The organism is Pseudomonas sp. HB05 (assembly GCF_016756915.1).
Taxonomy (GTDB): Bacteria; Pseudomonadota; Gammaproteobacteria; order Pseudomonadales; family Pseudomonadaceae; genus Aquipseudomonas; species Aquipseudomonas alvandae.
In genome coordinates this window covers 124,022-150,836 of sequence record NZ_JAESPG010000004.1, presented here as the reverse complement: position 1 = coordinate 150,836, position 26,815 = coordinate 124,022, and the positions used below count along the sequence as shown (strand labels likewise).

Below are 26,815 nucleotides of genomic sequence, written 5' to 3'. Positions count from 1 at the left end.
ACGGGCCGTTTTCTAGTTCTTTGCGCAAGCCATCACAGGCTCGCCAAGAGCCTTACTGATTCAAGCGGAAATCTTTCTCGGCCGCTTCGAAGCGCTGCAGCATGCCGGTGGTAGGCGTGCCCATCTTGCTGACGAAATAGATGGCCAGGCTGGCGAAGATAAAGCCCGGGATAATTTCGTACAGGCCCAGCAGCTCGAAATGCTTCCAGACGACGACGGTGATCGCACCGACCAGGATACCGGCCAGGGCACCGTTGCGAGTCATGTTCTTCCAGACCACCGAGATCAGGACCACCGGACCGAAGGCGGCACCGAAACCGGCCCAGGCATAGCTCACCAGGCCCAGAACGCGGTTTTGCGGGTTCGCGGCCAAGGCGATGGCGATCAGCGCCACCAGCAGCACCATGGCACGGCCGACCCAGACCAGCTCCACCTGGGATGCACTCTTGCGCAAGAAGGTCTTGTAGAAGTCTTCGGTCAGGGCGCTGGAGCACACCAGCAACTGGCAGCTCAGGGTGCTCATGACGGCAGCCAGGATGGCGGACAGCAGCACGCCGGCAACCCATGGGTTGAACAGGATCTTCGCCAGTTCGATGAACACGCGCTCAGGGTTCTCAGTCACCGGACCGGCCAGGTCAGGATGTGCAGAGAAGTACGCGATACCGAAAAAGCCAACGGCCACGGTGCCGCCCAGGCACAGGATCATCCAGGCCATGGAGATGCGACGCGCCTTGGCGATCGACTTGACCGAGTCTGCCGCCATGAAGCGCGCCAGGATGTGCGGTTGGCCGAAGTAGCCCAGGCCCCAGCCCATCAGCGAGATGATGCCGATGAAGGTGGTGTTTTTCAGCATGTCGAACGAAGTCGGATCTTTCGCTTCGATGGCCAGGAACGTGGTATCGACGCCGCCAGTAGCCAGCAGCACGATGATCGGCGTGAGGATCAAGGCAAAGATCATCAACGTCGCTTGTACGGTATCGGTCCAGCTCACCGCCAGGAAACCACCGATGAAGGTGTAGGCGATGGTCGCGGCGGCACCGGCCCACAGCGCGGTCTCGTAGGACATGCCGAAGGTGCTTTCGAACAAACGGGCACCGGCCACGATGCCGGACGCGCAATAGATGGTGAAGAACACCAGGATCACCACCGCAGAGATGATCCGCAGCAGGCCGCTGGTATCTTCAAAACGGCTGGAGAAATAGTCCGGCAGCGTCAATGCATCACCGTTGTGTTCGGTCTGGACCCGCAGGCGACCGGCGACGAACAGCCAGTTCAAGTAGGCACCGATGATCAGGCCGATGGCGATCCAGCTTTCCGACAGGCCGGACATGTAGATTGCGCCAGGCAAACCCATCAACAACCAGCCGCTCATGTCGGAAGCGCCGGCAGAAAGCGCCGTCACGACACTGCCGAGGCTGCGACCGCCGAGGATGTAATCGGAAAGGTTGTTGGTGGAGCGATAAGCCATCAGGCCGATCAGGACCATGGCTGCGATATAGATCACGAAGGTGATCAGGGTGGGATTGCTAACACTCATGAGTTACGCCCTGGCTTTGTTTTTATGGTGCGGTGGCAGTTGAAAGCGTCGACAACGCGAACGTTGTACTGACGTTTTGTGGACCCGCGAATTTATGACTGATGTTTCCCCAGGAAAGCCATCAGCCGATGCACCCCGACCCGAGCCGGTTGCACCTTGGCCGCGAATGCTATTCAACAAATCAAATTAGGTGCAACCAGTTTCGTTGAAATAAGTTGCACCCAGTCGGAATCTCCCTACAAATGCCATATTTTGCTCTCTTTTGGTGCAAGAACCTTCCTTTTTCCTGGCTGAGACGCACCATGTGAGTGCGAGCATGGAATCGTGCCCTACCCTTCCAGATGAGCTGTTCATTATTTCGACAAAAAACCGGTTGCACCCGGTTGCACCTCAATCATCGCGCAGCTAATCTTGCCGCCAGCTGATGCCACGCGGTACGTGGCAAACATGAGGATAAAAATATGGCTACCACCACCCTTGGGGTCAAACTCGACGACCCGACCCGCGAACGCCTCAAGGCGGCCGCAACCTCGATTGATCGCACCCCACACTGGCTGATCAAACAGGCGATTTTCAATTACCTGGAAAAACTCGAGGGTGGTGCAACCCTGACCGAGCTGAACGGTTCCCCTCGCGCCGACAGCGATGACGCTGGCGACGTGCAGGTCGACCACGCTCACCAATGCTTCCTCGAATTTGCCGAGAGCATCCTGCCGCAATCGGTCTTGCGCGCTTCCATCACCGCCGCTTACCGTCGCCCGGAGCCGGAAGTGGTGCCGATGCTGATCGAGCAGGCCCGCCTGCCGGCCGAGATGGCCGAAGCCACCAACAAGCTGGCGGCTTCCATTGCAGAAAAACTGCGTAACCAGAAAAGTGCCGGCGGTCGTGCCGGTATTGTTCAGGGCTTGCTGCAGGAATTTTCCCTGTCGTCCCAGGAAGGCGTGGCCCTGATGTGCCTGGCCGAGGCGCTGCTGCGCATTCCGGACAAAGGCACCCGCGATGCGCTGATTCGCGACAAGATCAGTACCGGCAATTGGCAGCCGCACTTGGGTAACAGCCCATCGCTGTTCGTCAACGCCGCCACCTGGGGCCTGCTGCTGACCGGCAAGCTGGTCGCCACCCATAATGAAGCGGGCCTGACCTCTTCCCTGAGCCGCATCATCGGCAAGAGTGGCGAGCCGATGATCCGCAAGGGCGTCGACATGGCCATGCGCCTGATGGGCGAGCAGTTCGTCACCGGCGAAACCATCGCCGAGGCCCTGGCCAACGCGAGCAAGTTCGAAGCCAAGGGCTTCCGCTATTCCTACGACATGCTGGGTGAAGCCGCGCTCACCGAACATGACGCCCAGAAGTACCTGGCCTCGTACGAACAAGCCATCCATTCGATCGGCAAGGCGTCCCATGGCCGTGGGATTTATGAAGGCCCGGGCATTTCCATCAAGCTCTCGGCCCTGCACCCGCGCTACAGCCGCGCCCAGTACGAACGTGTGATGGACGAGCTGTACCCGCGCCTGCTGTCGCTGACCCTGCTGGCCAAGCAATACGACATCGGCCTCAACATCGACGCCGAAGAGGCCGACCGCCTCGAACTGTCCCTGGACCTGCTGGAGCGCCTGTGCTTCGAGCCGCAACTGACCGGCTGGAACGGCATCGGCTTCGTGATCCAGGCGTACCAGAAGCGTTGCCCGTACGTGATCGATTATGTGATCGACCTCGCTCGTCGCAGCCGTCACCGCCTGATGATCCGCCTGGTAAAAGGCGCGTACTGGGACAGCGAGATCAAGCGCGCCCAGGTCGAAGGCCTGGAAGGCTACCCGGTCTACACCCGCAAGGTGTACACCGACGTTTCCTACATCGCTTGCGCCCGCAAGTTGCTGTCGGTGCCAGAAGTCATCTACCCGCAGTTCGCCACGCACAACGCCCATACCCTGGCAGCCATCTACCACATCGCGGGTCAGAACTATTACCCGGGCCAGTACGAATTCCAGTGCCTGCACGGCATGGGTGAACCGCTGTACGAGCAAGTCGTAGGCAAAGTCTCCGAAGGCAAGCTGAACCGTCCGTGCCGCGTGTATGCTCCGGTCGGCACCCACGAAACACTGCTGGCCTACCTGGTGCGTCGCCTGCTGGAAAATGGCGCCAACACCTCGTTCGTCAACCGCATCGCCGACCAGTCGATTTCCATCCAGGAACTGGTGGCCGATCCGGTGGCAAGCATCGAACAGATGGCAACACTGGAAGGCGGCTTCGGCCTGCCGCATCCGCGCATCCCGTTGCCGCGCGACCTGTACGGCAGCGAACGCGCCAACTCCAGCGGCATCGACCTGGCCAACGAACATCGCCTGGCCTCGTTGTCCTGCGCCCTGCTCGCCACCGCCCATAACGACTGGAAAGCCGCGCCGATACTCGGTTGCGCCGCCAGCGAAGAAACCCCGGCAGCGGTGCTGAACCCGTCCGATCACCGCGATGTGGTCGGCCATGTGCAGGAAGCCACGGTCGAGGACGTGGACAACGCGATCCAGTGCGCCCTCAACGCCGCACCGATCTGGCAGGCCACGCCGCCGGCCGAACGTGCCGCGATCCTAGAGCGTGCCGCCGACCTGATGGAAGGCGAGATCCAGCCGCTGATGGGCCTGCTGGCCCGCGAGGCTGGCAAGACCTTCGCCAACGCCATTGCCGAAGTGCGCGAAGCCGTGGACTTCCTGCGCTACTACGCGGTGCAGGCCCGCAACGATTTCACCAACGATGCCCACCGCCCACTGGGCCCGGTGGTCTGCATCAGCCCGTGGAACTTCCCGCTGGCAATTTTCAGCGGCCAAGTCGCCGCCGCACTGGCCGCCGGCAACCCGGTCCTGGCCAAGCCCGCCGAACAGACCCCATTGGTCGCGGCCCAGGCTGTGCGCCTGATGCTCGAAGCCGGTATTCCGGAAGGCGTCCTGCAACTGCTGCCGGGCCGCGGCGAAACCGTCGGTGCCCGCCTGGTGGGTGATGATCGCGTCAAAGGCGTGATGTTCACCGGCTCCACCGAAGTCGCTCGCCTGCTACAACGCAACATCGCCGGACGCCTGGACAACCAGGGCCGCCCGATCCCGCTGATCGCCGAGACCGGCGGCCAGAACGCCATGATCGTCGACTCCTCGGCCCTGACCGAACAAGTGGTCATCGACGTGGTGTCCTCGGCCTTCGACAGCGCCGGCCAACGTTGCTCGGCCCTGCGCGTGCTGTGCCTGCAGGAAGATTCCGCCGACCGCGTCATCGAAATGCTCAAGGGCGCCATGGCCGAATCGCGCCTCGGCAACCCGGAGCGCCTGTCCGTTGATATCGGCCCGGTAATCGACGCCGAGGCCAAGGCCGGCATCGAGAAACACATCCAGGCCATGCGCGACAAAGGTCGCACCGTGTACCAGATGGCGATTGCCGACAGCGACGAATGCAAGCGCGGCACCTTCGTGATGCCGACGCTGATCGAGCTGGAAAGCTTCGATGAGCTGCAACGCGAGATCTTCGGCCCGGTGCTGCACGTGGTTCGCTACAAGCGCAAGGAGCTGGATCAGTTGATCAATCAGATCAACGCCTCCGGCTACGGCTTGACCCTGGGCGTGCACACTCGCATCGACGAGACCATCGCCAAGGTCATCGACAATGTGCATGCCGGTAACGTCTACGTGAACCGCAACATCGTCGGCGCCGTGGTCGGTGTGCAGCCGTTCGGTGGCGAAGGCCTGTCGGGCACCGGTCCGAAGGCCGGCGGTCCGCTGTACCTGTACCGCCTGCTGTCGACCCGTCCTACCGATGCGATTCAGCAATCCTTCGTCCGTGGCGATGCTTTGGCCGCGCCGGACCTGCGTTTGCGCGACGCCATGAGCAAGCCGCTGACCGCCCTGCAAACCTGGGCTGACAGCCAGAAGCTCGCCGAACTGAGCGCCCTGTGCGTGCAGTTCGCCGCCCAATCGCAAAGCGGCATCACCCGCCAGCTCACCGGCCCGACCGGCGAACGCAACAGCTACGCCATCCTGCCGCGCGAGCATGTGCTGTGCCTGGCGGACGTGGAAGGCGACCTGCTCACGCAACTGGCGGCCGTCCTGGCCGTGGGCGGCTCGGCCGTATGGCCGGAAACCGACACCAGCAAGGCTTTGTTCGCACGCTTGCCGAAGGAGATTCAGGCACGCATCCAGCGCGTTGCCGATTGGACCAAGGACGACGTGCTGTTCGACGCAGTCCTGCATCACGGCGATTCGGATCAACTGCGCGGTGTCTGCCAGCAGGTCGCCAAGCGCGCCGGGGCGATCGTCGGGGTGCATGGCTTGTCTCAAGGTGAAACCAACATCGCGTTGGAGCGCCTGGTGATCGAACGCGCGCTGAGCGTCAACACTGCTGCGGCGGGTGGTAACGCCAGCCTGATGACCATCGGCTAAACGCTGTAAGCCAGGCACCTGCAATAGGTGCCTGGTAACCGAATCCCCTGTGGGTGCTGGGTGCCTGGCTTTTGGGGGGGTACAGTCTTTTTTGTTGGACTGGTACACCGCTATCGCGAGCAAGCTCGCTCCCACTTGGGATTAGTGTCGCCCGCACCTCTGCATCACTAGCATCAATCATCCTGTTCAGCCTCCATTCCCAGACCTAGACTCGGCCCATTCCAAGAAAAGGTAGGCCGCCATGTCCGAGACGCTGCTCAGTTCCCGCAATCTGGCTTTCGAGCTGTATGAAGTCCTTGATGCCGAGGGCCTGACCCAGCGCGAACGGTTTGCCGAGCACAACCGCGAAACCTTCGACGCGGCCATCGGCACGGCGCGCAGCATCGCCGAAAAATACTTCGCACCCCACAACCGCAAGAACGACGAAAACGAACCACGCTACGAAAACGGCCAGGCCATCCTGATCCCGGAAGTGAAGCCAGCGGTGGATGCCTTCCTCGAGGCAGGTTTCCTCAATGCCGCGCGCAGCTTCGAGGCCGGCGGCATGCAATTGCCGACGTTGTTGTCCCAGGCTTGCTTTGCGCATTTCCAGGCGGCCAACGCCGCTTCGACGTCTTATCCGTTCCTGACCATGGGCGCCGCGAACCTGATCGAAAGCTTCGGCAGCGAGGAGCAGAAACAACGCTTCCTGCAGCCGATGATCGACGGTCGCTTCTTCGGCACCATGGCCCTGACCGAACCTCACGCGGGCTCATCGCTGTCGGATATTCGTACACGCGCAGAACCGGCGTCCGACGGCACCTATCGGCTCAAGGGCAACAAGATTTTTATCTCCGGCGGCGACCATCCGCTATCGGAAAACATCGTCCACATGGTCTTGGCGAAACTGCCCGATGCGCCACCGGGCGTGAAGGGCATCTCGCTGTTTATCGTGCCCAAGTTCCTGGTCAACGCCGACGGCAGCCTCGGCCGGCGTAACGACGTGCTCTTGGCCGGACTGTTTCACAAGATGGGCTGGCGTGGCACCACGTCCACAGCGCTGAACTTCGGCGACAACGGCGAATGTGTCGGTTACCTCGTAGGAAAACCGCACCACGGCCTGAGCTACATGTTCCAGATGATGAACGAGGCGCGGATTGGCGTCGGCATGGGCGCGGTGATGCTGGGTTACGCCGGCTATTTATATTCCCTTGAGTACGCCCGCGAACGCCCGCAAGGCCGGGTGCCCGACAGCAAGGACCCGACCACCGCGCCGGTGCCGATCATCCAGCACGCCGACGTGCGCCGCATGTTGCTGACGCAAAAGGCGTATGTGGAAGGTTCGTTCGACCTCGGCCTGTACGCGGCCCGGCTGTTCGACGACACCACCACGCTGGAAAGCGAAGCCGAGCGCCGGCGCGCCCATGAATTGCTCGACCTGCTCACGCCGATCGTCAAGTCATGGCCGTCGGAGTTCTGCCTGAAGGCCAACGAACTGGCGATCCAGATCCTCGGCGGCCATGGCTACACCCGCGAATACCCGGTGGAGCAGTATTACCGCGACAACCGCCTGAACCCGATCCATGAGGGCACCCACGGCATCCAGTCCCTGGACTTGCTGGGACGCAAACTGGCGCAGAACGGCGGCGCCGGGCTCAAGCAACTGATTCGGCTGGTGGCCGACACCACCGAGCGCGCCCAAGCGTATGAATCGTTAACGCCCTTGCGTCAGCCGCTGGAAGCCTTGGTAGCGCGCCTGCAAACAGTCACCCTCGGCCTGCTGACCGACCTGGCCCAAGGCAAGGTCAACAGCAGTCTCGCCAATTCGGCGCTGTACTTGAAGGTGTTCGGGCACATGGTGATCGGCTGGCGCTGGCTGGAACAGGCGATTCGTGCCGAGGATGGCTTGGCCAAGGGGAACGCGGCGGATGTCGACTTCTATCAAGGCAAACTGCAAGCGGCGCGGTACTTCCTGACTTGGGAAGTGCCGGGTTGCCAACATGAACTGGCAATTCTTGAGGCGCGGGATGATACGTGTCTGGGGATGCGGGATGAGTGGTTCTGAGCCGGGTCTTGTGGCGCGGCTGATATCCAATCGCGAGCAAGCTCGCTCCCACAGAGGCTGCGACTGAACACAAAATCGGCGTACCCCGCCGATTCACTGTGGGAGCGAGCTTGCTCGCGAAAGCGGTACGTCAGTTGCCAATGATTTGCCTGACCCACCGCTTTCGCGAGCAAGTCGGATCGCCGCACCGCCGCTCCCACAGTTTGATCGCTGCCAACCCTCGGCCTTCAGGCCTGCTGAATGGTCTTGGCAATTACCTCGACCGTCGCGCTGACCTGCTCCTGGCACCGATCAAGCTCCGCTCGGTGCTGCTTCTGCATTTCGATCTGCTGCGAACACAGGTTCATGGCCGCCAGCACCAGCAGGCGGTCGCCGATCAATGTCGGGTATTTGCGCTTGGTGTCGGCCAGGGCTGCCTTGAGCATCGAAGCGGCGTCCAGCAACGCCTGCTCCTGCCCGGCCGGCGCCTTGATCGAATAGTCCTCCCCCAGGATCGAGACGACCGTCACTCCGTCGGCGACGTGCTTCATGCGCCAACCGTTGCGCTGCTGGCGCGTTCGATCAGGGTCTGGATGCGGGCAGCGGTGCTGCCATGCAATTCTTCCTGCTCCATCAGGTTCAGTTGCAGGCTTTCGTTTTCATCCTTGGCCTTGGCCAGTTCGGCGCTCAGGGTTTCGTTCAGGCCGGTGAGGTGACGGTTCTGTTGCACCAGGTCGGTGACCAGTTGCTCCAGTTGGCTCAGGGATGCTTCCAACATATTGATTTCCAGGCTTTTTCAAGGGGCGCGTACGATAAAGAAAAGTCACCGCGGATGCCACGACTTAGGCTGCGGTGCTTCGCTCGCGAGTTTTAGAGACTATGAGCCAGGAATCTGGTTCCTACCCTTCGTCGCCCCGTCGCGCAGCCGTGCGACAAAAACACGCACCGCCCTCAAGACTTGGATAGCCAGACCGATAATTCAGTGAAACCAGTCACAGTCCCGCACGGACGCGCATCTTCACGGTACCTCCAATGTCCTTACGTAATATGAACATCGCGCCGCGGGCGTTCCTGGGGTTTGCCTTGATCGGCGCCCTGATGCTGGCCCTGGGCGTGTTTGCCTTGAGCCAGATGAGCAAGATCCGCACGTCCGGCGAAAACATCGTCGAAAACAGCGTGCCGAGCATCAAGGCCCTGAACGAATTCACCCAACTGACCCTGCGCCTGCGCGTGCTGTCGTATCGCTTGCTGACCAACCGCGAAGCGGACACCCAGCAAAAAACCTTCGATTTGTTCGAGCAACGCAACCAGCAGATCCGCACGGCTCAAAGTAACTATGAAAAGCTCATCAGCGCTCCGGAAGAACGGGCCGCCTATGATCAATACGTGCAGTTGCTGAATCAGTACCGTCAACTTGAAGAACGCATGAAGACCCTTTCACGCAATAACCAGGTCGACGAACTGCGGACCCTGCTCGGTAACGACCTGCAGACCAATTCGGAAGCCGTCAACGCGGTCCTGGCTCGCCTGACCGAGATCAACGACCTGCAAGCAGAAGCCTTCAATAAAAGCGCGGCGCAGCAGTACTCGACGGCTTTCACCTGGGTCGTGACAATGTTGATCGTCGCCACTGGCCTGACCCTGCTCTTCGCCTGGCTGCTGACCAACAGCATCACCAAGCCGATCGCCAACGCGTTGGACGCCGCCGAGGAAATCGCCAAGGGCAACCTGACTCGGCCGATCACCGTCGACGGCAGCGACGAAGCCGGCCGCCTGCTGCGCGCCATGGCGACCATGCAGGACAAGCTGCGTGACACCTTGCAGCGCATTTCCGGCTCGGCCACGCAATTGGCTTCCGCCGCCGAAGAGCTCAACAGCGTCACCGACGAAAGCGCCCGTGGCCTGACCCAGCAGAACAACGAAATCGAACAAGCCGCCACCGCGGTCAACGAAATGACCAGCGCCGTGGAAGAAGTTGCCCGCAACGCGGTCAGCACCTCGGAAGCGTCGAGGAACGCCACGACTTCGGCAGGCGACGGCCGTGATCTGGTACAGGAAACCGTCGGTGCCATCGAACGCATGAGCGTCGACGTACAAAGCACCGCCACGCTGATCGGCAACCTGGCCGATGAATCCCGCGACATCGGCAAGGTGCTCGATGTGATCCGTGGCCTGGCCGACCAGACCAACCTGCTGGCCCTGAACGCCGCCATCGAAGCCGCCCGTGCCGGTGAAGCCGGTCGTGGTTTCGCCGTGGTCGCCGACGAAGTCCGCGCCCTGGCCCACCGCACCCAGCAGTCGACCAGCGAGATCGAACGCATGATCGGCAGCATCCAGAGCGGCACCGAACAGGCCGTGGATTCGATGCGCAACAGCACCGAACGCGCCGAATCGACGCTGAACATCGCCCGCGGTGCCGGCATGTCCCTCGACACCATCAACAGCGCCATCGTCGAGATCAACGAACGCAACCTGGTGATCGCCAGCGCCGCCGAAGAACAGGCCCAAGTGGCCCGCGAAGTGGACCGCAACCTGGTGAACATCCGCGACCTGTCGGTGCAATCGGCCACCGGCGCAAACCAGACCAGCGCCGCGAGCGCCGAACTGTCGCGCCTGGCGGTGGATTTGAACAGCATGGTTGGGCGGTTCAGCCTTTAACCCGCGTAAGGGATGATAGTGAGCAATCATCCGCCTGGCTTTTGTGGCGAGGGAGCTTGCTCCCGTTGGGCCGCGTAGCGGCCCTTGTCTTTCATCGCCGACAACCCTTGTGGCGAGGGGATTTATCCCCGCTCGAGTGCAAAGCGCTCGCCTTCCGACTGCATGGCAGTACAGTAGTGGGGCTGCTTCGCAGCCCAGCGGGGATAAATCCCCTCCCCCTTGTTTTTCTTCAATGTTGGGGGGGTTAGCCCCCCCCGTGGGTTTAAAACCCCCCCCCCCACAAGGCTGTGCCCAGCCCCCTAGCCCCAAACCTTTTTTGACAGCATCACATTTCAACAGGTTAGAATCGCTGGCACGCAGACTGCATGGTCAGTTTGTGCCTGTCCCTTGATTCCCGGAGTACTGCCTTTGACCGCGACGACCATCAACAGCCTGTTCTTGATCGGCGCGTTGCTGGTGGGTGCGAGCATCCTGGTGAGTTCTCTTTCGTCCCGCCTGGGCATCCCGATCCTGGTGATCATCCTGGCCGTGGGCATGGTCGCCGGTGTCGACGGCGCTGGTATTCTTTTCGACAACTACGCAACGGCCTATCTGGTCGGCAACCTGGCACTGGCGGTCATCCTGCTGGACGGTGGCTTGCGCACGCGGGTCTCGAGTTTTCGCGTGGCATTGTGGCCGGCGTTGTCGCTGGCGACGGTGGGTGTGTTGATCACCACGGGGCTGACCGGCATGGCGGCGGCGTGGCTGTTCAACCTCAACTTGATCCAGGGCTTGCTGATCGGCGCGATTGTCGGCTCCACCGACGCCGCGGCGGTGTTCTCGCTGCTCGGCGGCAAAGGCTTGAACGAGCGGGTCAGCGCCACGCTGGAAATCGAGTCCGGCAGCAACGACCCCATGGCGGTGTTCCTGACCGTGACGCTGATCGGCATGCTTGCCAGCGGGGAAACCGGCCTGCATTGGAGCCTGCTCGGGCATCTGGTGCGCGAGTTCGGTATCGGTGCGCTGCTCGGCCTGGGCGGCGGTTGGTTGATGTTGCAGTTGGTCAACCGTATCAACCTGGCCAACGGCCTCTACCCGATCCTGGTCATCAGCGGCGGCCTGGCCGTGTTCGCCCTGACCAACGCCCTGCACGGCAGTGGCTTCCTGGCGGTGTACCTCTGCGGCCTGGTGCTGGGCAATCGCCCGGTGCGCAGCCGCCACGGCATCCTTCACATGCTCGATGGCATGGCCTGGCTGGCGCAGATCGGCATGTTCCTGGTCCTGGGCCTGCTGGTCACGCCCCATGACCTGCTGCCCATCGCCCTGCCCGCCCTCGGCCTGGCCTTGTGGATGATCCTGTTCGCTCGCCCGCTGTCGGTCATGGTCGGTCTGTTGCCGTTCAAGGCGTTCCACGGTCGTGAAAAAGCCTTCATTTCCTGGGTCGGCCTGCGTGGCGCGGTGCCGATCATTCTTGCGGTGTTCCCGCTGATGGCCGGTTTGCCCCACGCGCAGCTTTATTTCAACCTGGCCTTCTTTATCGTGCTGGTCTCGCTGCTGGTGCAGGGGACGAGCCTGCCGTGGGTCGCCAAGCTGTTGCATGTGACCGTCCCGCCGGAGCCCTTGCCGATTTCCCGGGCGGCGCTGGAAGTCCATGTCACCAGCGAGTGGGAACTGTTCATTTATCGCCTCGGTGCCGAGAAATGGTGCATCGGTTCACCTTTGCGCGACCTGAAAATGCCCGACGGAACGCGCATCGCGGCCCTTTTTCGTGGCCAGCAACTGCTCCATCCGTCGGGTAGTACGGTGTTGGAAGTCGATGATTTGCTGTGTGTTATCGGCCATGAACACGACTTGCCAGCCCTTGGAAAACTGTTCAGCCAGGCACCGCAACGAGGTCTGGATTTGCGCTTCTTCGGCGACTTCGTGCTCGAAGGAGACGCCCAGTTGGCCGCGGTCGCAGCCCTCTACGGGTTGAAGCTGGACGGCATCGATCCGGACATGACCCTGGGCCGTTTCATTGCCCAGAAAGTGGGCGGTGCGCCAGTAGTCGGCGACCAGGTGGACTGGAACAACACCCTGTGGACCGTCGCGGTCATGGACGGGAACAAGATCGGCAAAGTGGGCGTCAGATTCCCCGAAGGAAGTCGCCCGGGTCCCGGCTTGTTCCTCTAAACTGCTCCCCATTCTCACTTGCTTGACCGGTCTCTATGCCTACCCTGCGCTCCTTTCTTGCCGTCGCCCTGCTGGGCCTGAGTCTTTCCATCTGCACGGCGCACGCCGCTGAACCGCCCACCAGCGCCTCAGTCCAGGCGAGCCTGGACAAGATCGCCGATCGCAAACTGCCGGAGGCCGACCAGAAGGCCCTGCAGGCCGTCTTGCAGAACACCCTGGCCCAGCTCAGCAACAAAGCCGACTACGAACAGAAACTGGTTGCCCTCAAGCAACAGTTGGCCAACGCACCCAAGCAGAACATCGAGAACCAGCGCGAGCTGGCACGGCTCAAGAGCTCTAATGCGGTGCCGGTGGCGCAGCGCTACGCCAACCTGCCGATTCCCCAGCTCGAACAGATGCTGACGGAGCGCTCCACCCAGCAGAGCGACCTGCAAAAAGCCCTGGCCGATGCCAACAGCCTGGTCATCACCGCCCAGACCCGTCCCGAGCGCGCCCAGGCGGAAATCGCCAGCAGCCAGACCCGAATCCAGCAGATCAACGCCACCCTCAAGAGCGGCAGGGATGCAGGCAAAGCCTTGAGCGCCGAGCAGCGCGACCAACTCAACGCCGAGCTGGCGGCACTCAACGCGCTGATCCCCTTGCGTCGCCAGGAACTGGCCGGCAACAGCCAGTTGCAAGATCTGGGCAACAGCCAGCACGACCTGCTGAGCGAAAAGATCGATCGCATGGAGCAGGAAATCCAGGACCTGCAAAACCTGATCAACCAGAAACGCCTGGCCCAGTCCCAGGAGACGGTGACGCAGCAATCCATCGAAGCGCAGAAGGCCGGCGGCAGCAGCCTGCTGGCGACCGAAAGCACAAACAACCTGAAACTCTCCGACTACCTGCTCAAAAGCACCGATCGGCTCAATGAAGTTACCCAGCAGAACCTGCAGACCAAGCAATTGCTGGACAGCGTCACCCAGACCGATGCCGCGCTGGACGAGCAGATCAGCGTGCTCAAGGGCAGCCTGCTGCTCTCCAAGATTCTCTACAAACAGCGCCAGACCTTGCCGCGCCTGAAGCTCGACCAGAACCTGGCCGACCAGATCGCCGACATTCGCCTGTACCAGTTCGAAGTCAGCCAGCAACGGGAGCTGCTGAACAACCCTGGGGCTTACGTCGACAGCCTGCTGGCGTCCCAACCGTCCGAGCAAGCCACTCCGCAACTGCGCAAGGCCTTGCTTGAACTGGCCCTGACCCGGGTCGACCTGCTGGACCGCCTGAACCGCGAATTGAGCGCGGTGCTCAACGAATCCATCACGCTGCAGCTCAACCAGAAACAATTACTCAGCACTGCCCAGAGCCTGCGGGCCACCCTTGAAGAACAGATGTTCTGGATCCCCAGCAACAAACCACTTGATTTCGAATGGATGCGCGGCGTGCCGGCTCGCCTGGAAAAACAGGTCGACTCGCTGCCCTGGGCCTCGAGCCTGAGTGAACTGGCCGATGGCCTGACCCAGCGGCCCTTGCTGTTCCTGCCCCTGGTGCTGTTGATCGGCGTGCTGCTGTGGCGGCGCAAGAATCTGTATGCGCGCCTGAACAAGGTCCACCAGGATGTCGGCCACTTCAAGCGCGACAGCCAGTGGCACACGCCCCAGGCGATCCTGATCAACATCCTGTTGGCGATGCCGGTGGCGCTGGCGCTGGCTTTGTGCGGCTACGCCTTGCAGATCGACGCCCGCGGCCAGAACACCAACCTCGGCGCGGCCCTGCTGCAGATCGGGCAGGCTTGGCTGGTGTTCTACACCGCCTATCGAATCCTCTCCCCGGGCGGCGTGGCGGAACTGCATTTCCGCTGGGAAAAACCCCAGGTCGAATTCCTCCAGAGCTGGATCCGTCGGCTCGGGCTGGTGGTCCTGGCCTTGGTGGCCGTGGTGGCGGTGGCGGAATTGCAGCCCTCGGCCCTGGCCGATGACGTGCTCGGCATGCCGGTGGTGCTGACCTGCTACGCCTCGATGGCCTGGCTGCTCAGCCGACTGCTGCTCAGCAGCCCGACGCACCAGAACACCTCGCTGTTCCGCAAGGCCGTCGGCGTGCTGTTCACCGCGTTGCCGATCGCGTTGTTCGTCGCCGTCTGCTTCGGCTATTACTACACCGCGCTGAAACTCAGTGATCGCTTGATCAATACGCTGTACTTGCTGATGTTCTGGCTGGTGATCGAGGCCACCTTCGTGCGCGGTCTCTCGGTTGCGGCGCGGCGCCTGGCCTACCAGCGCGCCCTGGCCAAGCGCCAGGCGGCCAAGGAGGCCGGCGATGGCGAAGCGGTGGTCGAGGAGCCGACCCTGGACATCGAAAAGGTCAACGAGCAATCCCTGCGCCTGATCCGCCTTGCCTTGCTGGGCGGCTTCATGGCCGCGCTGTACTGGGTCTGGTCGGACCTGATCAGTGTGTTCTCGTACCTGGACAACATCACCCTCTACGAATACACCAGCGGCACCGGCGTCAACATGAGCATGGTGCCCATCAGCATCGGCGACATGCTCGGCGCGCTGATCATCATCGGCATCACCTTCGCCCTGGCGCGCAACCTGCCGGGCCTGCTGGAAGTGTTCGTGCTGTCGAAGCTGAACCTGGCCCAGGGCAGCGCCTACGCAACCACCACGCTGCTGTCCTACGTGATCGCCGGCGTCGGTTTCGTCACCACGCTGTCCACCCTCGGCGTGAGCTGGGACAAGTTGCAATGGCTGGTGGCCGCGCTGTCGGTGGGCCTGGGCTTCGGCATGCAGGAGATTTTCGCGAATTTCATCTCCGGCATCATGATCCTGTTCGAGCGTCCGGTGCGTATCGGCGACACCATCACCATCGGCAACCTGTCGGGCACGGTGAGCAAGATCCGCATCCGTGCGACGACCATCACCGACTTCGACCGCAAGGACATCATCGTCCCGAACAAGACGTTCATCACCGGGCAGCTGATCAACTGGTCGCTCACCGACACCGTCACCCGGGTCACCTTGAAACTCGGCGTGGACTACGGATCGGACCTGGACCGGGTCCGCGAGCTGCTGCTCAAGGCCGCGCGTGACAATCCGCGCGTCTTGAAGGAGCCGGAGCCGATCGTGTATTTCCTGAACTTCGGTGAAAGCACCCTGGACCATGAGCTGCGCATGCACGTGCGCGACCTCGGCGACCGTAACCCGGTGCTCGACGAGATCAACCGTTTCATCAATCGGGAATTCAAGAAGGAGCACATCAACATCTCCTTCCGGCAGATGGAAATCTATCTGAAGAATCTGCAAGGCCAGGAATACAAACTGGTGCCTGCCGAGCCCGACAAAAAGACCATTACACCCGTGCCTTCGGCGGTCGCCAGCATCAAGCCGGTGCCCGAGCCGCCGCAGGACGCGCTCGACTGATAACGGGGAGCCTGCGGGCGTCCCGCCGGAGACGGCCATGAAAACGCTGGAAACGCTGACCTTCGATAACCGTTTCGCCTGCCTGGGCGACGGTTTCTCGGCCCACGTGCTGCCCGAACCCATCGACAACCCGCGCCTGGTGGTTGCCAGCCCGGCGGCCATGGCGTTGCTGGACCTGGAGCCGGTAGAAGCCGAGACACCGCTGTTCGCAGAGATCTTCGGCGGCCATAAGCTCTGGGCTGAAACCGAGCCGCGGGCGATGGTGTATTCGGGGCATCAGTTCGGTCACTACAACCCGCAATTGGGCGATGGCCGTGGGTTGCTGCTGGGCGAGGTGTACAACGAGGCCGGCGAGCATTGGGACCTGCACCTCAAGGGCGCCGGCCAGACGCCGTTTTCGCGAATGGGCGACGGACGCGCGGTGCTGCGCTCCTCGATCCGCGAATTCCTCGCCTCCGAAGCCCTGCATGCACTGGGGATCCCTACGACGCGCGCGTTGTGCGTGATCGGCTCGGACACGCCGGTGTGGCGGGAAAAACAGGAGCGTGCCGCCATGGTGCTGCGCCTGGCGCCGAGCCATGTGCGCTTCGGGCATTTCGAATATTTCTACTACACCAAGAAGCCGGAGCTGCAGGCCACCCTGGCCGAGCATGTACTGAACCTGCACTTCGCCGAATGCAGGGAGCAGCCGGAACCGTACCTGGCGATGTACCGTGAAATCGTCGAGCGCAACGCCGAGCTGATTGCCAAGTGGCAGGCCTATGGTTTCTGCCACGGCGTGATGAACACCGACAACATGTCGATCCTGGGCATCACCTTCGACTTCGGGCCGTTCGCCTTCCTCGACGATTTCGACGCCAACTTCATCTGCAACCACTCCGATGACCAGGGTCGCTACTCGTTCAGCAACCAGGTGCCCATCGGCCAGTGGAACCTCAGCGCCCTGGCCCAGGCCCTGACGCCTTTCATCAGCGTCGAAGCCCTGCGCGAGACCCTCGGCTTGTACTTGCCGCTGTACCAGGCCCATTACCTGGACCTGATGCGCCGCCGCCTCGGCCTGACCGTCGCCGAAGAGGAGGACCAGAAACTGGTGGAACGCCTGCTGCAACTGATGCAGAACAGCGGCGTCGACTACAGCCTGTTCTTCCGCCGCCTGGGCGAGCAATCGCCGGAGCAAGCCGTCGCCACCTTGCGCGATGACTTCGTCGACCTGAAGGGTTTCGATGCCTGGGCCGAGTTGTATGTCGCCCGGGTCAACCGGGAAGGCCCCGTCGATCAAGACCAGCGTCGCGCTCGCATGCACGCGGTCAATCCGCTGTACGTGCTGCGCAATTACCTGGCACAAAAAGCCATCGACGCCGCCGAGTCAGGCGACTACGAAGAAGTCCGCCGCCTGCACACCGTGCTGAGCAACCCGTTTGAAGAACAACCGGGGATGGACAGCTACGCCGAGCGGCCGCCGGAATGGGGCAAGCATCTGGAGATCAGTTGCTCGTCGTAACCCTGTGGCGAGGGAGCTTGCTCCCTTGCCACAGTGAGTGCGCCAAGCTTTCAAATAAAGGTCTCAACCGATACGCCAAAGCGCTCCGACAACCAGCGAATCTGCCTTAAATTCAGCTGGCGTTTGCCACTCAATATCTCCGACACCACCGACTGGGCGCCTATACCCGGCAAATCGCTCTGGCTCAAACCGTGCTCACGCATCAGATAACGAAGGGTTTCAACGCCAGTTGCCTTGGGCATCGGCCGGTGTTGATGGTCCCAGGCCTCGATCCATTCACCGATGATGTCAACCAGGCTCATCAGTGGATGGGCTTCATCTTCGCCAACCAATTCCAACAGTTCATCGAGCGCTCCGACCAAGCGGTCGTAATCGTCTTCGTCCCTGGGCTTGCGCAACAGGGGCGACACAAACTCCCAATGAGCGGCGACTTGTTCAATCAGTGCACTCATCCCTTCTCCTCCTTCCATTTGCCTCTATCGTATTCCCGATGGTCGAGCACGCATTTGATATAGAGGCGTTGGGGTCGATATCGAATCACCGCTATCAGCCGCAACTTGTTTCCTCCGATGTCAAACACGTGTAGCGGACCGACCTTATCAGTTGCCGGAAATATGGATTTCATCGCCGCGTAATCCGCCGGGCTGTTGCGCTTGATCAGCCGATACCATTGATCCAGCGCATTGGCAGAATGCGGCCATTTCTCCTTGGCCTCCCAAATGCGCTTCTCAGTGATCACATGCATGCAACATCCTTATCGCATTTTGCTATAGGGGAGTTAAACACAAAACTGGCGCATCGCAAATTGCGATAACGCCAGTCAGATAGACGGGTTGATTTGCAGAATTTCAGCCTAGTCGCCGAAGGCTCTGATCATTTGGAAGAAATGTGAGCAGGTATGAGCCATGTGCTTACCCCGCCTTATCATTCCCCTGTTCGGGCGTCTCGATCCCTGATTCCGCTTCTTCGCCAGCCGGCTCTTTCGGCGGCTTCTCCTCCGGATAACCGGGCATGCCGCGGGCGTCTTCCGGGGTCAATTCATCGCGATCATGGCGACTGTCGGTGGCATAGGCCGGGGCCGCGTTGGGGTCTTCGTCGCGGCCGGCGGTGCCGAGGACAAAGCCGTCGTCATTGGGGTTGTCCAGTGCCTGGGGGGTGGTTGGGTCTTGAGGGTTGCTCATGGGACCTCCTGGTTGTGAACAGGTATGACTTTTGAGGGCGCCGCGCGCCTACAGTGCGGCGCATCTGATGAATGGCAACCCGGAGAAGGCAACGTCCAGCGCCCTACGCCATATCGCTGTGACTGAATTCCTCGGCCAGGAAATCAATCAACGTACGCACCGACGGCAGCAACCCGCGCCGTGAAGCAAAGATCGCATGGACAATCCCGCACTTCGGCGTCCAGCCCGGTACCAGCTCCACCAGCCGTCCGGCAGCAATGTCCTCGCGCACCACCACGCTGGGCAAATGGGCGACGCCAATACCCGCCAGCACGGCATGCCGCAGGGCCAACAGGTCATCAGTGACCATGCGCGGCTCATGGCGAATCAATGCGCGGGCGCCGTCCGGGCCGAACAGTTCCCACTGGTATTCCCGCTGCGCACCGCCCCAATGCACGCTCGGCAAGCCGTTGAGGTCCGCCGGGGACGCCGGTGAGGACAGATGCTGCACAAATGCCGGGCTGCCCACCAGGCATTGAGTGCTGTTGCTCAGCACTTTCATGACCATGTCGGTGTTTTCCAGCGGCGGAAAGCGCACCCGCAGGGCGATATCGAAACCTTCATGGATCAGGTCGACCCGGCGGTTGGTGCTCTCGATGAACAGCTCCACCCGCGGATATTTGAGCATGTAGCGAGTCAGCATCGGCCCGACCCAGCTGTTGAGCAGCGCTGTCGGACAGCTGATGCGCACCAGCCCCTGGGGTTCGGAGCGGTTGCGCTCGATCACTTCGGCGGCGCTCTCGGCCTCGACCCGCATCGCCAGGCAACGCTGGTAATAGGCCTGGCCGATCTCGGTCAACGTGCAATGCCGGCTGGTGCGATGAAGCAAACGCACCCCGAGCCGCTCCTCCAACAGAGCAATACGCCGGCTCAGCTTGGATTTGGGCATGTCCAGCGCCCGACCGGCCGCAGCGAATCCACGGTGCTCAACCACCTGGGTGAAGTAGTACAGCGTGTTGAGATCTTCGATGATCGTTCTCCAAATAGAACGCTAAGGCTGATTTTCGCAGTCTAGCGCATCAAAGGTGCCAGTTTTAATCTACACACATCGAAACGCAACACGGATTGAAACCGGCGCTTCGGCCAGATGAGTCACCGATCAATCGCTGCACCGGCATTAAAAACCTTAACCACGCCGAAACCTTCGGCAACCAAAACTTAATGAGGGCTACGCCATGACTACTTCCTACAACCGTCTCGACAAAGATAACGCCGCCGTTCTGCTGGTCGATCACCAGGCTGGCCTGCTGTCGCTGGTACGCGACATCGACCCGGACCGTTTCAAGAACAACGTGCTGGCCCTGGCTGACCTGGCAAAATACTTCCAACTGCCAACCATCCTCACCACCAGCTTCGAAACCGGCCCCAACGGCCCGCTGATGCCAGAACTCAAGACCTTGTTCCCGGACGCTCCGTACATCGCTCGCCCTGGTCAGATCAACGCTTGGGACAACGAAGACTTCGTCAAGGCAATCAAGGCCACCGGCAAGAAACAACTGATCATCGCTGGCGTCGTGACTGAAGTCTGCGTCGCCTTCCCGGCCCTGTCGGCCCTGGCCGAAGGTTTCGAAGTATTCGTGGTCACCGACGCTTCCGGCACGTTCAACGAACTGACCCGTCAATCGGCCTGGGACCGCATGTCGTCGTCGGGTGCACAACTGATGACCTGGTTCGGCCTGGCCTGCGAACTGCACCGCGACTGGCGCAACGACGTGGAAGGTCTGGCGACCTTGTTCTCCAACCACATCCCGGACTACCGCAACCTGATGACCAGCTACAACACGCTGACCAACGGCAAATAATCAGCAACACCAATACCCCTGTGGGAGCGAGCTTGCTCGCGATAGCGCCCTGACAGTCGATGCAATATTGGCTGACACACCGCCATCGCGAGCAAGCTCGCTCCCACAAGGTTTCGTGGCGGCTTCTATATAGTGTTCAATCCATGCCTAATGATTTTCCGTGGAGACTGACCGATGCTGATCCCCTGCCCCCACTGCAACGGACTCAACCGCATCCCCGCCGAACGCCTCGGCGACCAGCCCAAATGCGGTCGCTGCAAGGCGCAATTGCTGTTGAACACACCCTTCGAACTCAAGCAAGGCGACTACGCCAGCCAGATCAAGGGCGACCTGCCGTTGCTGGTGGACGTCTGGGCGGACTGGTGCGGACCGTGCAAATCCTTCGCGCCGGTGTTCGAACAGGCCGCCGCGCAGTTGGCGGGCAAATGCCGGTTGGCCAAGCTCGACAGCGAGGCCAATCAGCAGTTGTCGGCGCAGCTGGGGATCCGTTCGATTCCCAGCTTGATTCTGTTCAAGGATGGCCGGGAGGTTGCGCGCCAGAGCGGGGCGTTTCCGTTGCCGCAGTTGATGAGTTGGCTGCGCAGCCAGGGGATTTGAAGCCATGGGATAAGCGTGGGAGCGGGCTTGCTCGCGAATGCGGCGTGTCAGTCGACATTTATGTGCCTGAAACACCGCATTCGCGAGCAAGCCCGCTCCCACATGGGATTTGCATGATCAGTCAGGCGCTTTCCAGCAGGCTATGCAACTCCACGAACTGCTGGGTCAGTTTATGCCGCGGGTCCAGGTGGATCAGTGGCAGGCTGGCCTGGTGCGATTCACGCATGCGCACTGAACTGCTCAGGTACACGGGCAACACCGGCAAGCCTTCGGCGATCAACTCATCGAGAATCTGTTGCGGCAGGCTGGCGCGGGCCTGGAACTGGTTGACGACAATTCCTTCCACTTCCAACGCTTCGTTATGGTCGTCCTTGAGTTCCTCGATTTCCGCCATCAGGCCATACAGCGCCTGGCGCGAAAAACTGTCGCAGTCGAAGGGGATCAATACGCGATCAGCGGCAATCAACGCTGAAACTGCATAGAAATTCAACGCTGGCGGGGTGTCCAGGTAAATCCGGTCGTAATCCTCGTCCAGCTCTTCGAGCAGCTTGCGCAGCTTGTTGATCTTGTGTTTCGCCTCGAGCTTGGGCTGCAGGTCCGTCAGCTCCGCCGTGGCGGTGATGACGTGCAGGTTGTCGAAAGGCGTTTCGTAGATATCGACCTTGTTCTTTTTCGAAAAGGGCCCCGATGAGAGGGTCTGCTTGAAAAAGTCGGCGATGCCCATGGGAATATCATCGCCCGTCAGGCCGGTCAGGTATTGAGTGGAGTTGGCCTGGGCGTCCAGGTCGACCAATAGCGTGCGATAACCCTCGCTGGCGCTCACGGCCGCCAGATTGCAGGCGATGCTGGACTTGCCCACGCCACCCTTCTGATTGAACACCACACGCCGCATGTCAAAACCTCCGTGCATCAAAGATGACCGAGTGTAGTTGCCCAAGACACCGCTTCGCTACCTTGCACACGGATGGATTACCGCATTGGTGGCTTTTTCAGACAACCAAGCGTCAATTACCCCAGCGATTGCCGGAAGGAACTGACAGACACAATCGCAACAATGTGCGTGCCGGAGCCGAACCTGACCAACCGACGGATTACCCCGGACAAAATGTAACCAGTATTTGCTACAAGCCAACCGCACCGGGATAATGCGCGCCACTTGGGTCGCAAGGCCATGCAGGGTTGGACGCGGGTCAAACCACTGAACCGTGACAATAAAAGCCCGCAGGGGTGGGATGAGTTTGTGATCAATTTCAATATCGCCCAATGGCGCGCATGGGCCCCTGGGCTCGAAAGCGTGGACGATTGGCAGGCATGGAGCCGACAACCGGTCGCGCTGGCCGCCAGCGACGCGGCCCCTGACGTGTCGTTCCTGCCCGCCATGCAGCGCCGCCGCCTGAGCCGCCTGGCGCGCATGGCCTTCAGTGTCGCCTGGCCACTGGCCGAGGGGCGACCGGACCTACCGTTGGTCTTTATTTCTCGTCACGGCGAAACCCCGCGCACTTTTGAGATTCTCAAGGACCTGGCCGCCGACCAGCCCTTGTCCCCGACCCAATTCAGTTTGTCGGTGCACAACGCAGTCATTGGCCTGTGGTCGATCATGCGCGGCGAAACCAGCGAGATGACCGCCCTGGCAGCCACGGGTGACGGCCTGGAGCACGGCATGCTGGAAGCCGTCGCGCTATTGAATGAAGGTGCGCCAGCGGTGCTGCTGGTCATCACCGAAGAACAACCACCCCAGGTCTATGCCCCCTGGGTCGACGACGTACCGTTTCCCTATGCGGTGGGACTGTTGCTGACTTGCGGTGACGACTGGCAACTGGACCTGTCCAGCGCACCAGCACCAATGGCCGGCAGCGACTGGCCCCACGCCCTGGATCTATTGCGTACGCTGCTGAGCAACGACACCACCTGCCAACATGCCTGGAAGAATCGTCTATGGACCTGGCAACGCAACCGGTGACCGGTAAACATCGCGACGCCTACTACTGGCGCCTGTTCGCGACCGCTGCAAGCTTCGCCCTCTTCGGGTTGGGCGGGCTGTGCCTGCGGTTGCTGGTGTTTCCCCTGCTCAATGCGTTGCCCGCCGATCCACAGACTCGTCGCCAGCGGGCTCGCCGCACGGTTGGACGCCTGTTCTGGTTCTTTATCCGGTTCATGGCCCGTACCGGTGTGCTCACCTATCAGATCGACGGCGCGGAGAAACTCGGCCGCCCGGGGCAAATGATCATCGCCAATCATCCCTCGTTGATCGACGTGGTCTTCCTGATCGGGCTGGTTCGCGACGCCAACTGCGTGGTCAAGCAAAGCCTGTGGGACAACCCTTTCACCCATGGCCCGCTGCGCTCGACCCAATACATCAGCAACGACGGCAGCATGGACATGCTCGACGCCGCCAGCGACGCCCTGCGGGACGGCCAATGCCTGATTGTCTTCCCCGAGGGCACGCGCACCCAGCCAGGCCATGCGCCGGCCTTTCATCGCGGCGCCGCGGCCATTGCCCTGCGAGGGGCGAAGGTGCTGACGCCGGTCACGATCAAGGTCAGCCCCACCACACTGACCAAGGCCGAACCCTGGTATCGCATCCCTCATCGCCGCGTGCACTTCAGTTTTCACGTTGGGGCCGATATAGACCCACAGGCTTTCGCCGCGCTGGGCCCTGCACCGCAGGCGTCACGCCGGCTCAACGATTTTCTGCATCACTATTTCATCAAGGAGCTCGCCGAAGATGAGCGATCTGCACCGTGACATCAAACAGCTGATCATCGACGCCCTCGGCCTGGAGGACATCGGTATCGACGACATCGGCGACGATCAGACCCTGTTCGGCGAAGGTCTGGGCCTGGACTCAGTGGATGCCCTGGAGCTCGGCCTGGCGATCCAGAAAAAATATGGCATCAAGATCGACGCCGATGCCAAGGACACCCGTAACCATTTCAGCAACGTGGCAAGCCTTGCGGCCTTCGTCACTGCAAAAAGCGCCTGAGACCGACCATGCAAACTCGTGACGATATTTTCAACACCCTGCGCGATGCCCTGGTCGAGCTCTTCGAACTGGACCCTGAGCGTGTAACGCTGGAATCGAACCTGTACCAGGACCTGGAAATCGACAGCATTGATGCGGTGGACCTGATCGACCACATCAAGCGCCAGACCGGCAAGAAAATCGCCGCCGAAGAATTCAAGTCGGTGCGCACGGTCAACGACGTGGTCGAGGCGGTCTATCGACTGGTCCAACCGGCCGCATGAGCCGGCTGATTGGCCTTGGCCTGCTGCTCGCGGGCCTGTTGTACCCCTTTGCAGTGTATTTCGGCATGGAGCACTTCGCGCCATGGCAATTCGGGCTGCTATTGGGCGGCCTGTGGCTGGCCCGGGCACTGCTCGGCAAGGGCGGGACCGGCAGTCGCTGGATGGCGGTCACGGCGATCATTTTTTGCATATTGCTTGCAGTGTTCGATAGCCCGCTCCTGCTGCGCTGGTATCCGGTGTTGATCAGCGTGTTCATGCTGGGTCTGTTCATCCTGAGCCTGAAATATGGCCCACCGATGGTCGAACGCCTGGCCCGCCTGCGCGAACCGCAGTTGCCGGCCAAGGCAGTGGTGTATACCCGCCAGGTCACGGTGGCCTGGTGTGTGTTTTTCCTGTGTAACGGTTTGCTCGCTGCCGCCCTGACCCTCTGGGCGCCGCTGAGCTGGTGGATGTTGTACACCGGCCTGATTTCCTACGGATTGATGGGGCTGATGTTTGCCATTGAATGGCTCATACGACAACGGGTAAGAGGCCGCCCATGAATTGGATGACACTTGAGCAGATGTTGCTCGAGGCCCTGCCGGACCGCGCTGTAGCCGTGGAACCGGCGTTGAATCACGCACAACTGCGCGATGACGCGCTGTGCCTGGCCGCCGGCCTGCGGGCCCGAGGCGTGCGGCATATTGCGGTGCACCTCGAAGATGCCGCCGACCTGGCGACCGCGCTGCTCGCTGCCTGGCGCGCCGGGGTGCGCGTGCTGCTGCCCGCCGACCTGCAGGCGCAGACGCGCCAGCGCTGGTCGGCTGACGTCGACCTGTGGCTGACCGACCTGCCCGGCGACACCCAAGCAGGTGACCTCCGGCAGGCTCCGCTGGAAGCGGCCGAGCTGGACCTTGATCACTGCTGGCTGAGCCTGTGCACTTCCGGCTCCAGCGGCGAGCCCAAGCGCATCGAGAAAACCCTGCGTCAGTTGAGCAACGAAGTCCAGGCACTGGAACGGCTATGGGGTGCGGACCTTGATCCGGCCTGCATGATCGGCAGCGTCGCCGCCCAACACATCTACGGGTTGTTGTTCCGGGTCCTCTGGCCGCTGTGCGCCGGACGCCCTTTTGTTCGTCGTCAGTTGCCCTTCCCGGAAGACATGCAGCGCGCCAGTCGCGAGCACCCGGCGTTCGCCTGGGTCGCCAGCCCCGCGTTGCTCAAGCGCATGGGTGACAATCTCGACTGGCCGGCCCTGAGCAGTGTGCGCCGGGTCTTTTCCTCCGGCGGTGCCTTGCCTGCCGAGGCGGCGCAGAGCCTCGAACAGCGCCTGGGACAATGGCCGACGGAAATTTTCGGCAGCTCGGAAACCGGTGGCATCGCCTGGCGCCAGGGCGGCGACTTGTGGCACCCCTTCGCCGACGTCGAGCTGAGCCAGGACAGCGACGGCGCCTTGCTGATTGCCTCGCCTTATCTGCCGGCCGGTCATGTGGAACATACCGCCGACGCGGTGCGGATCGCCGCAGACGGGCGTTTTGAATTGCTCGGTCGCTTGGATCGCATCGTCAAGCTCGAAGAGAAACGCATCTCACTGCCGATGCTGGAACAGGCGCTGACGGCCCACGAATGGGTCAGCGAAGCCCGGCTAGGCGTCGTGCAGGAAAATCGTGCCTCCCTCGGTGCCCTGCTGGTGCTCAGCGAAACCGGCCTGCTCGCCCTGCGCAATCTGGGTCGGCGGGCCGTGACCCAAGCCCTGCGCCAACACCTGAGCGGGCATTGTGAAACCTTGGCCCTGCCCCGACGCTGGCGCTGGCTGCGGCAACTGCCGTTGAACGCACAAGGCAAGTTGCCCCAGGCCGAAGTCGAAGCCGTGCTGATGGCGCCGCGTCCGAAAACCCCCGAGGTGCTTGAACAGATTGAAACCGACGGCGAATGGAACCTGCGCCTGACGGTGCCGCCCGACCTTGCCTATTTCAGCGGTCACTTTCCCACGGCGCCGGTCTTGCCCGGCGTGGTGCAAGTGGACTGGGCCATGAACCTGGGCCGCCAATTGCTGGACCTGCCGCCACGCTTCGTTGGCATGGAAGTGCTCAAGTTCCAGCAACTGGTGCGCCCCGGCGATGAAATCCAGCTGCACCTGCGCTTCGACCGTGAGCGCGGCAAGTTGTATTTCGCTTACCGCAATGACACGGCGGCCTGTTCGAGTGGGCGGATTGTGTTGGGGATGGCCGATGAATAATGCACGTGTAGCCGCCACTCCCCTGTGGCGAGGGGATTTAGCGAAACGT

General features: G+C 61.6%; 22 protein-coding genes and 1 pseudogene. 15 read left to right on the top strand and 8 right to left on the bottom strand.

Annotated features, from left to right (window positions below; all coding sequences use genetic code 11):
* Window positions 1–52: 52 nt before the first annotated feature.
* Entirely contained in the window at window positions 53–1,537 is a 1,485-nt protein-coding gene (putP, locus tag JMN22_RS06335; protein ID WP_198797243.1) for a sodium/proline symporter PutP, read from the bottom strand.
* A 461-nt stretch (window positions 1,538–1,998) separates the two neighbouring features.
* On the opposite strand from putP, the gene putA reads away from it, so the two are divergent.
* Together putA and JMN22_RS06325 are read left to right on the top strand one after the other, a co-directional pair.
* The gene (gene putA, locus JMN22_RS06330; RefSeq protein ID WP_198797244.1) at window positions 1,999–5,952 is read left to right on the top strand and encodes a trifunctional transcriptional regulator/proline dehydrogenase/L-glutamate gamma-semialdehyde dehydrogenase; all 3,954 of its coding nucleotides are present in this window, start codon (window positions 1,999–2,001) and stop codon (window positions 5,950–5,952) included.
* Between the two features lie 241 nt (window positions 5,953–6,193).
* Entirely contained in the window at window positions 6,194–7,996 is a 1,803-nt protein-coding gene (locus tag JMN22_RS06325) for an acyl-CoA dehydrogenase (RefSeq protein ID WP_198797245.1), read from the top strand.
* Between the two features lie 227 nt (window positions 7,997–8,223).
* Here the strand turns inward: JMN22_RS06325 and JMN22_RS06320 are convergent, their stop codons facing one another.
* Window positions 8,224–8,526: a cell division protein ZapA gene (locus JMN22_RS06320; RefSeq protein ID WP_030140934.1), complete on the bottom strand. Its 303-nt coding sequence runs from the start codon at window positions 8,524–8,526 to the stop codon at window positions 8,224–8,226.
* Entirely contained in the window at window positions 8,523–8,753 is a 231-nt protein-coding gene (locus JMN22_RS06315) for a hypothetical protein (protein WP_030140935.1), read from the bottom strand. Before JMN22_RS06315 ends, JMN22_RS06320 begins: the two co-directional genes overlap by 4 nt.
* Window positions 8,754–9,007: 254 nt before the next feature.
* On the opposite strand from JMN22_RS06315, the pseudogene JMN22_RS26790 reads away from it, so the two are divergent.
* From JMN22_RS26790 to selO, 5 genes and pseudogenes are all read left to right on the top strand, one after another.
* A pseudogene (locus JMN22_RS26790) lies at window positions 9,008–9,730 on the top strand (MCP four helix bundle domain-containing protein); the annotation flags it as partial.
* 30 nt (window positions 9,731–9,760) lie between these two features.
* Window positions 9,761–10,633, top strand: coding sequence for a methyl-accepting chemotaxis protein (locus JMN22_RS26785; RefSeq protein ID WP_437128350.1), 873 nt, complete (start codon window positions 9,761–9,763; stop codon window positions 10,631–10,633).
* 408 nt (window positions 10,634–11,041) lie between these two features.
* The gene (locus JMN22_RS06305) at window positions 11,042–12,784 is read left to right on the top strand and encodes a potassium/proton antiporter (RefSeq protein ID WP_030140938.1); all 1,743 of its coding nucleotides are present in this window, start codon (window positions 11,042–11,044) and stop codon (window positions 12,782–12,784) included.
* A gap of 35 nt (window positions 12,785–12,819) precedes the next feature.
* Window positions 12,820–16,182, top strand: a complete 3,363-nt coding sequence (mscK, locus tag JMN22_RS06300; RefSeq protein ID WP_198797425.1) for a mechanosensitive channel MscK — start codon at window positions 12,820–12,822, stop codon at window positions 16,180–16,182.
* Between the two features lie 37 nt (window positions 16,183–16,219).
* Entirely contained in the window at window positions 16,220–17,683 is a 1,464-nt protein-coding gene (gene selO / locus JMN22_RS06295) for a protein adenylyltransferase SelO (protein WP_198797424.1), read from the top strand.
* Between the two features lie 50 nt (window positions 17,684–17,733).
* On the opposite strand, the gene JMN22_RS06290 is transcribed toward selO, so the two are convergent.
* The 4 genes from JMN22_RS06290 to JMN22_RS06275 form a co-directional block, all read right to left on the bottom strand.
* Window positions 17,734–18,135 (bottom strand): helix-turn-helix domain-containing protein, encoded by a 402-nt coding sequence (locus JMN22_RS06290; RefSeq protein WP_030140941.1) that lies wholly within the window; start codon window positions 18,133–18,135, stop codon window positions 17,734–17,736.
* Window positions 18,132–18,428: a type II toxin-antitoxin system HigB family toxin gene (locus JMN22_RS06285; protein ID WP_030140942.1), complete on the bottom strand. Its 297-nt coding sequence runs from the start codon at window positions 18,426–18,428 to the stop codon at window positions 18,132–18,134. Before JMN22_RS06285 ends, JMN22_RS06290 begins: the two co-directional genes overlap by 4 nt.
* A 166-nt stretch (window positions 18,429–18,594) precedes the next feature.
* Window positions 18,595–18,864, bottom strand: coding sequence for a hypothetical protein (locus JMN22_RS06280; RefSeq protein WP_030140943.1), 270 nt, complete (start codon window positions 18,862–18,864; stop codon window positions 18,595–18,597).
* 103 nt (window positions 18,865–18,967) lie between these two features.
* Window positions 18,968–19,876 (bottom strand): LysR substrate-binding domain-containing protein, encoded by a 909-nt coding sequence (locus JMN22_RS06275; RefSeq protein WP_198797428.1) that lies wholly within the window; start codon window positions 19,874–19,876, stop codon window positions 18,968–18,970.
* Window positions 19,877–20,078: 202 nt separating this feature from the next.
* Between JMN22_RS06275 and ycaC the strand changes: the two genes are divergently transcribed.
* Both ycaC and trxC read left to right on the top strand, forming a co-directional pair.
* Window positions 20,079–20,705 (top strand): isochorismate family cysteine hydrolase YcaC, encoded by a 627-nt coding sequence (gene ycaC / locus JMN22_RS06270; protein ID WP_030140945.1) that lies wholly within the window; start codon window positions 20,079–20,081, stop codon window positions 20,703–20,705.
* A gap of 174 nt (window positions 20,706–20,879) precedes the next feature.
* Entirely contained in the window at window positions 20,880–21,302 is a 423-nt protein-coding gene (gene trxC / locus JMN22_RS06265) for a thioredoxin TrxC (protein WP_198797423.1), read from the top strand.
* Between the two features lie 121 nt (window positions 21,303–21,423).
* Here the strand turns inward: trxC and JMN22_RS06260 are convergent, their stop codons facing one another.
* A complete protein-coding gene (locus JMN22_RS06260; protein WP_030140947.1) occupies window positions 21,424–22,194 on the bottom strand; it encodes a ParA family protein in 771 nt (256 codons plus the stop codon).
* Window positions 22,195–22,542: 348 nt separating this feature from the next.
* Here JMN22_RS06260 and JMN22_RS06255 point away from each other — a divergent pair, with 348 nt between their 5' ends.
* From JMN22_RS06255 to JMN22_RS06230, 6 genes are read left to right on the top strand one after another with little or no spacing between them, the layout of a single operon-like run.
* Window positions 22,543–23,262: a beta-ketoacyl synthase chain length factor gene (locus JMN22_RS06255; RefSeq protein ID WP_030140948.1), complete on the top strand. Its 720-nt coding sequence runs from the start codon at window positions 22,543–22,545 to the stop codon at window positions 23,260–23,262.
* Window positions 23,238–24,047, top strand: coding sequence for a lysophospholipid acyltransferase family protein (locus tag JMN22_RS06250; protein WP_030140949.1), 810 nt, complete (start codon window positions 23,238–23,240; stop codon window positions 24,045–24,047). The genes JMN22_RS06255 and JMN22_RS06250 overlap by 25 nt, the downstream gene beginning before the upstream one ends.
* On the top strand, window positions 24,028–24,285 hold the full coding sequence (locus tag JMN22_RS06245) for a phosphopantetheine-binding protein (protein ID WP_030140950.1): 258 nt from the start codon (window positions 24,028–24,030) through the stop codon (window positions 24,283–24,285). Before JMN22_RS06250 ends, JMN22_RS06245 begins: the two co-directional genes overlap by 20 nt.
* Window positions 24,286–24,293: 8 nt before the next feature.
* Entirely contained in the window at window positions 24,294–24,548 is a 255-nt protein-coding gene (locus tag JMN22_RS06240; RefSeq protein ID WP_030140951.1) for an acyl carrier protein, read from the top strand.
* A complete protein-coding gene (locus JMN22_RS06235; RefSeq protein WP_030140952.1) occupies window positions 24,545–25,090 on the top strand; it encodes a membrane protein in 546 nt (181 codons plus the stop codon). The genes JMN22_RS06240 and JMN22_RS06235 overlap by 4 nt, the downstream gene beginning before the upstream one ends.
* Window positions 25,087–26,766 carry an acyl-CoA synthetase family protein gene (locus tag JMN22_RS06230; protein WP_198797422.1) on the top strand — a complete coding sequence of 560 codons (1,680 nt, stop codon included), beginning with the start codon at window positions 25,087–25,089 and terminating at the stop codon, window positions 26,764–26,766. The genes JMN22_RS06235 and JMN22_RS06230 overlap by 4 nt, the downstream gene beginning before the upstream one ends.
* The last annotated feature ends 49 nt before the right edge of the window (window positions 26,767–26,815 follow it).